Origin of the sequence: Vibrio sp. Vb1166, assembly GCF_033338695.1 — a bacterium.
GTDB lineage: Bacteria > Pseudomonadota > Gammaproteobacteria > Enterobacterales > Vibrionaceae > Vibrio > Vibrio alginolyticus.
In genome coordinates, this window is record NZ_JAWOTE010000060.1 from 1 (window position 1) to 7,056 (window position 7,056).

Consider the following 7,056-nt stretch of genomic DNA (forward strand, 5'->3'; position numbering starts at 1 on the left):
TGTAGGCCTTAGGCAGGAGTAAGAAAACACCTTATCCATAAAATAATCAAACTTGATTCCCGTTAAAAACGTTAAAATCTCTGAGCTCTCCGTTATAAACGTTATTTTGGCTAATTTTAACCAGTAGAGGGACAAAAAATAAACGTTGATATGCGTCGCAGTTTATATCCTTGTTAATAATGAGTGTTGGTGATTACTAACCTGGTGATCCATTTAAAATATACGTTTCTTGCTTGGTTTCTAGGTTCGGAGATCTCGCTCACATGCAGAAATAGTGTTAATTAATCAGCTAAAAATTAATCTGCCGTTCTGTTGTGATTAAGTTCGCAATCTCTATCAATAGTTCGTCAAAATCCGCTTGTTATCTGAAAAATGGCCTTTTTTATCGACAGTTTTCTTCCGTTTGTTGTCCTTTTTTTATTGTATGAATGAAGTTTTTTCGGTTGCTCGAACTTACCTAGTTAAGACAAGTTAAATGGATAAGGTCGTACGTTTTGAAGACCAACAATAGATAGCGTTGTCTAACCGAATGTTCGTTATTGGAAATATGTTAATGGGGTAGGAAGAGGCGGTCTCTTTTATCTCAAGGAAGGGAATACTCGAATAACAAAAAAGCCCAGCATGCACGCTGGGCTAGTTTTTTTGATAAATATTAGCTGGTCAATAGTCGCTGTAGTTTATCTCGTTGTGCTTCTATGTATGCTCTCTCGGGGCTCTGTTCTTTGCAGTGTTCGAGAATGAACTCTATCGAGCTTAGCACCGTTCTCCAACGTGGTGTTTTGGGTAATGTTTCTATACGCATGTATTTATCTAAGGTGCGTGTTTGTAAAGTACTTCGGTCTAGATAAACGCGCCACAAGCCACTTTGCTCTGCAAATGCGAATTTACTTTCACCCGTTACAGATTCCCAATACTCTAAAGCATGTGTCATTGCGTCGACTAGAACTTCCCGCATAAGTTCTTGCTTGTCCTTTTTATTACCGAGTGCTTTGTCTGCAAGGCGCGTAAATTCTCCGCCAAGCTCTTTTAGCTTTTGCAATTGGTCTTTGTCACCATCAAATGCATAACTTGAAAGCACTTCTACGGCGGTTTCTAGATTATGTATGCGAGCGGCACTGGCTCCACCGCCGACATTAAAGATGTACATGATATCTAACCCTGAACCTTCAGGGAGCTTAAGAATGTCTGCTTCGATGTTCTGACGAATATCTTCAATATAGATATCAATCTTGCCACAGTAATGAGGTTGTTTGACGGTTAGATATTTAGGGGCAATCAGCTCATCAGCAGATGAGCGCTTTAGCTGTTCTAAGCTGCGCTTGAATAGCTTACAAGCAGCTTCGTTAGCAAAGCGAATACGCTTGTCTTCACGTAGACAGATGATAGCTTCAGGAGCCGATTCTAGCTGTTCCAACAAACGACCTTGAGTCTCAAGTAAGCTTGCTTCAACGACTGCTCGCTGTCTAAGTTCAGACTCTAGCACTTTGTTTTCCATATGGCGCATTTCTGCTTTACTTGCCGTTAAATGCGCTTGGATACGTGCCGCCAACTCTTGTTTATTAAATGGTTTCGATAAATAGTCGTTGGCTCCTGCCTCAAAACCTCTTACACGATCTTCTGTTTGACTGAGTGCGGTGAGCATAATGATTGGCAACTCGGCATGATCATAGGTTTCACGTAGTTCACTACAAACTTGGTAGCCGCTCATGCCTGGCATCATGATATCCAATAACAGAAGTTCCGGCTTCTCTTGCTCGACGAGCGCTAACGTTTCTGGCCCATCGGAGACGGTACGCACACGATAGCCCTCTAAACGTAAAAAGCTTTCAAGCACGCGTAAGTTTACTGGTTCATCGTCAGCAACATACAGTAACGGGCCGTCTGGGTTCTCTGGAAGTGATAAGTCTTCACTGTTCTCTACATTAACTTCAGGGATTTGGAAGTGTCCGTGCGCAGCTAGAGTCTGGGTTGCTAGGATTTCTTCTTTACTGGCGAGCGGTAAAGTGAAACTGAAGGTAGTTCCGACCATTGGTTGGCTACTGACGTATAACGAACCTCCCATTAATTCGATCAATTGGCGGCTAATGGAGAGCCCAAGTCCTGCACCTTGACGATAACGGCTCGCGTCTTGCCCTGCTTGGATGAGTGGTTCAAAAATATGTTCAAGTTGTTCTGCGGGAATTCCTTGTCCAGTATCCACGACTTGTACGCGTACATGATCATCTACCACATTAGCGGAGATAACAATTTTACCTTCTGAGGTGTATTTAATCGCATTGCCAATCAGGTTATATAGCACTTGTTCAAGGCGTTGCGGGTCAGCTGACACTGCTTTTAAATCCGCAGGGACTTGGTTGATGATGCGGATGGTTTTACTTCCAAGTAAATGGCTAGAAAGCTCTAAAACCAATCGTGTTGCACTGCCCAAACTCACTGCTGATTTCTGGATATCCATGCTTCCATAACGCATTTTATGATAATCCAACAAGTCATCGACTAGATTAGCGAGACGCTGACCACTTTTAATGATGATATCAAGCTGATATTTCTGGCTAGCGGGGATCGCGCCATTGGCGCCGGACGCTAAGGTTTCAGCAATCCCGACCATGCCGTGTAACGGTGTACGAAGTTCATGAGAAGTCGTGGCTAAGAACTCATCTTTTAATTTATCGGCCAATTGCAGTTCTTCATTCTGTTTCTGAATGATCTGTATGTTGCTTTCTAGTTCTTCATTTTGCTTCTTAATGGTTTGAATCTTCTCTCGAATAGAGCGTTGCATTCGTTCAAAGCTTAACGCAAGCCGACCAATTTCATCTTTACGAACCGTATTAAAAGACGTGTCATCAAGATCCCCTGCAGAGACCTTTTCGGCAACCCAAGTCAATTTCAGCAACGGAGAAGTGATAAAGTTTGATAAATAGTGAGAAGCGATCACCACAAGGATAATGGCGATCAACATAGCGATAACGAATAGTTTTTCGAGTTGATGTATACGAGCGAAAGCTTCGTTTTCTGGTAACTGTACGACGAGCGCCCAAATCACACCACGAGTTTCAATCGGTGCATAAGCCGCGATGATCTCTTCACCTAAACCGTTTGTGTAAGTGCCGACACCAAATGCACCAGAGAGTGCTTTATCGATCACTTCTAAACTGTTCTTAATGTCGTCTTGTTTCGTGTTAATTGTGCGAGGTTGGTGATCATTTCCAACCAGCAAGGTGTTAATTGATGACTCTCGGTTGGCGTCTGCGGCTAACTTAGTGATGCCATTATTTGGCAAGCGGAACATGGCATAGCTGTGTAGATAACCTTGCTGAACAATTGGTGCACCTAGCCAAGCGACTGATTTCCCCCCTTCCAGCTCGAAGTCAGACACAATCACAGGAGTGTAGTCTTCGTTTACTTTTCGACGTTCAGTCACATCATCGGCGAGACGCTTGAAAGTTTTGCCAAGTGCCGAGTCTTTGTAGGGGCCTGATAACAAGTTCGTTCCGTAGTTATCGTCTTTGTTGATCGAGTAGGTGACGTTACCATTGATGTCTACCAGCAAAATGTCATTAAAATCAGAGCGCTTGAGGAGCTCTAAGTAGGCCCAATGATAGCGTTTATGTAAAAGCCGGTAACGTTCACTTCCTACATAGTTGGATGACTCGGGTAACGTTGAGGTTTTGATTTGGTCTCCGCTGCCCTCGATGTAGCGCTGTTGGGCGTTTTTACGAGACTCTTCAATATCATTGCCTAAACGACTAAAAGCATTGACGAGACCGTAGAATCGGCCACCACTGGCGTAAGCCAACTCTGAGCGCACAAAGCCCATGACTTCGGTTTCTCGTGCCTCAAAGTAGTCGATGATTTGCTGCTGTTTTGTATCTCGAACAGACAGTAAGTGTGAGGTGCTTTGTTCTTGCAGATCTTTACTGTGGGACTGCAAGAAAAAGATCGCAGTAATGGTAAGAGGTGTGATACTGAGCACCAGAAATGCGGTCATCAGTGTACTCTGAAGGCGCTTAAATTTCTGTTTTTTGTAGAATTTAAACATGGATAAGATTACAACTCATAATGGGCAGTTCTAAAACATACTTCGCTGCCGAGGTTCTCGTTAAAAACGGATAAGATGTTCAACTAGATAGAATTAACAAAATTAACGAGTTTTTTTTCTTTGACAAGAAAGTTAGTTGTAAAGCGTGCAGGGTGACGCAGTTTTTCTTATGAGTGTTGAATTTATGAGAAAAAATCGCGCAGGTTTGTGCCTGCGCGGGGGGAAGTTATGATTTTTTCGCGTAGTAGATAGAAAATTTATTGGTCTTATTTAGCGTCTCGCAATTATTAAACGCCCGCTCGATAATTGGTGGGTATTTTAAGAAGCTATTCGCGACAATCACCATTTCGCCGTCTTTGGTTAGATATTGTGGTGCCTGACCCAACAAGGTTTCCGCTGCGTTGTAATTTGTGTCTAAACCACTGTGGAATGGCGGGTTGCTGATAATAAAGCGGTAGTCTTTTGCGGTATCCGAGTATATATCTGATGCAAATACGCGTCCGGATAAACCATTCGCTTCTAATGTGGCTTGGCTAGAAGTGATCGCATAAGCATTAATGTCACACATCTCAATCGCGATCTCTGGATTCGCTTTCGCCATAAACGCACCGAGCACACCTGCACCACAACCAAAGTCGAGCACTTTGCCCGACAGCTTAGGTAAGGTTTCAAGCAGCAATCGGCTACCTAAGTCGAACTCGCCATGGCTGAATACGCCAGGTAGGCTCTTAACCGCTAGCGACTGCTCACCGAGTGTAACAGTGTAAGACTTAAACCAATCTGCTTGGTTGAAAGGTTTTGGTTCATTGAGGCAATTACCCCAGTAAAATGAGCAGCGACGAGCAGAGTCGTACTTGTTCACAGGGCCGTATTCTTGGAACATCTTCTCTATGCTCTTGATGCCGGAGCGGTTTTCACCAACGATGACGATTTCGGTGTTAATGCCCAGTTTCGCCATCAACATCGCCAGCAAGTATTCTGCTTCAGCTTTTGCCTTTGGCCAGTATAAAAGGACCATGTCTGCTTTTGTTTCAACATCAAACACAGAGCCAAAATGACTTTTCACTTTGTCAGAGGTTTGAATTTGGCGGTAGTAGCTATAGTTGGAAGTAAACACTTCAACAGACTCACAATGAGCCACTAACTCAAGAGGAAATAGGTCTTCAACTTCACCAGCGACTAAAACGTGTTTTCCGTTGAAGTATTCAAGTTGGCGCTGAGCTATTTGGCTAGGAGCGATATAAGCAGACATAAATTTGGTTCATCAGAAATAATTTGGGGCAGATTTTCGCACAATCTGCCCCAAGCTTGAAGTGATTAAGCGGTGACTAGCTGTTGTCTTGTTGGTTAAGGAAGTCTTTGAATTCTTCCTCGTAGATATTAAACAGTACCATGGTCACGGCAAAAATAAGTGGGCCGTAGATAAGACCAATCAAACCAAACAGATGCAGACCACCCAGTAATGAGAAGAAAATCATAAGGGTATTCATGCCGGCGCTGCCTTGCATTAGCAACGGACGCAATAGGTTATCTATAGAGCCAACGACAACTACACTCCACACCGTCAAGAAGATAGCCCAAGTCATATCGCCTGTTAAGAACAAGTACGCTGCTGCAGGAATCCAGATTAGTGCGGTTCCTACCACTGGAATGAATGATGCAAAGCCCATCATTGTTCCCCAAAATAACCCAGGGAAGCCGGCGAGCCACATACCGATACCGCCAGCCAGACCTTGAGCAATCGCTGTCATGAATGAGCCCATTACGGCTGATTTAGAAACTTGCTCTATCTCTGTCAATATGCGGTCTTCTTGGCTACGTGAGAGTGGCAGGATATGACGAATCGCAGAGATAATTTTGTCGTGGTCACGAAGCAGAAAAAACAGCACAAACAGCATTAGGAAGAAGTTCATTAGGAAGTTGGTTGCGTCTCCTAAAATCTTTGCGCTGATAGCGACTAAGTTAGAGCCAAACGATGTGGCAAATTGACCAATTTTCTCAGCAATGGCTTTGGGCTCGATTTTATCAAAAGGTAAGTACTCATTAACAATCGATAAGCCTTTGATAACGAAAGGATGTTGGAATATATCTTGGATGCCACCATTGGTAACCCAATTATATGTATTTTGTGAGAAAACAGAGCCTTGCTGAACAATGGCGGCAAACACAAATAAAAGCGGGATAACAATAATAAACGTCAAGACGACACATGACAGCAGTGCCGCCATATTGGGGTGCTTGGGAATTTTCTGCTCAAACCATTCGTGTATCGGAAACATGAGCAAAGAAATGATAAAAGCCATCACAATTGAATTGATATATGGCTCAACCAATAAGTAGCAAGCAAAAGCAGCGGCGAGTAAAGCAACCATTAGTACTCGGTGACTCGACGTTATTTTTACATTATTTGGCATGGTATTAGTCCAACTTACAGGTGACGTTTACGGTTTATGCCTTCAATGATGGCATGTAACCTTTATTACTTTGCACTCTTAACTCTTTCAAGCTTATGACAATGCCGAATTAGAGCAGGGCGATGTACCTTGCTATAATGACTACAAATCAGTCGGTTATCAATCAAGAGATGAGCTATGGGTTGTTGCAACGGTGATAAAAAGTGTCAAACCGAGAAAAAAGCTAAGCGAATACCGTGGTTTGGCATTGTCGTTGGGGTATTAGCGATATTGGTTATTTTGAATTGGCAATAAAAAAGGACCGTTACGGTCCTTTTCTAAATGCGTTATCGCCGTTTTTAGCGATTACTTCGCTTCTTCTGCAAGAACAGCAAAACAGCGGTCAGCAGCTTCTAGTGTGGCATCAATCTCTTTTGAACCATGAGCGAGTGAAGTAAAGCTCGCTTCAAACGCAGATGGCGCAAGGTAGACACCGTGTTTTAGCATTAAGTGGAAGAAACGCTTGAAGCGTTCTACATCGCACTTCGTTACGTCTTCGTAGCAAGTTACTTTTTCTTGGTCAGTGAAGAAGAAGCCGAACATACCGCCCACTTGGTTAACAAC

General features: G+C 43.3%; 3 protein-coding genes and 1 pseudogene. All 4 read right to left on the minus strand.

Annotated features, from left to right (window positions below; genetic code table 11):
• Positions 1-652 precede the first annotated feature (652 nt).
• Positions 653-4,039: a hybrid sensor histidine kinase/response regulator gene (locus R7E51_RS23930; protein ID WP_047102640.1), complete on the minus strand. Its 3,387-nt coding sequence runs from the start codon at positions 4,037-4,039 to the stop codon at positions 653-655.
• 226 nt (positions 4,040-4,265) lie between these two features.
• Complete coding sequence (gene rsmC / locus R7E51_RS23935; RefSeq protein ID WP_025768200.1) at positions 4,266-5,291, minus strand: 16S rRNA (guanine(1207)-N(2))-methyltransferase RsmC; 1,026 nt, start codon at positions 5,289-5,291, stop codon at positions 4,266-4,268.
• Between the two features lie 76 nt (positions 5,292-5,367).
• Positions 5,368-6,453, minus strand: a complete 1,086-nt coding sequence (locus R7E51_RS23940; protein WP_025768201.1) for an AI-2E family transporter — start codon at positions 6,451-6,453, stop codon at positions 5,368-5,370.
• Between the two features lie 345 nt (positions 6,454-6,798).
• A pseudogene (locus tag R7E51_RS23945) lies at positions 6,799-7,056 on the minus strand (aspartate aminotransferase family protein); the annotation flags it as partial.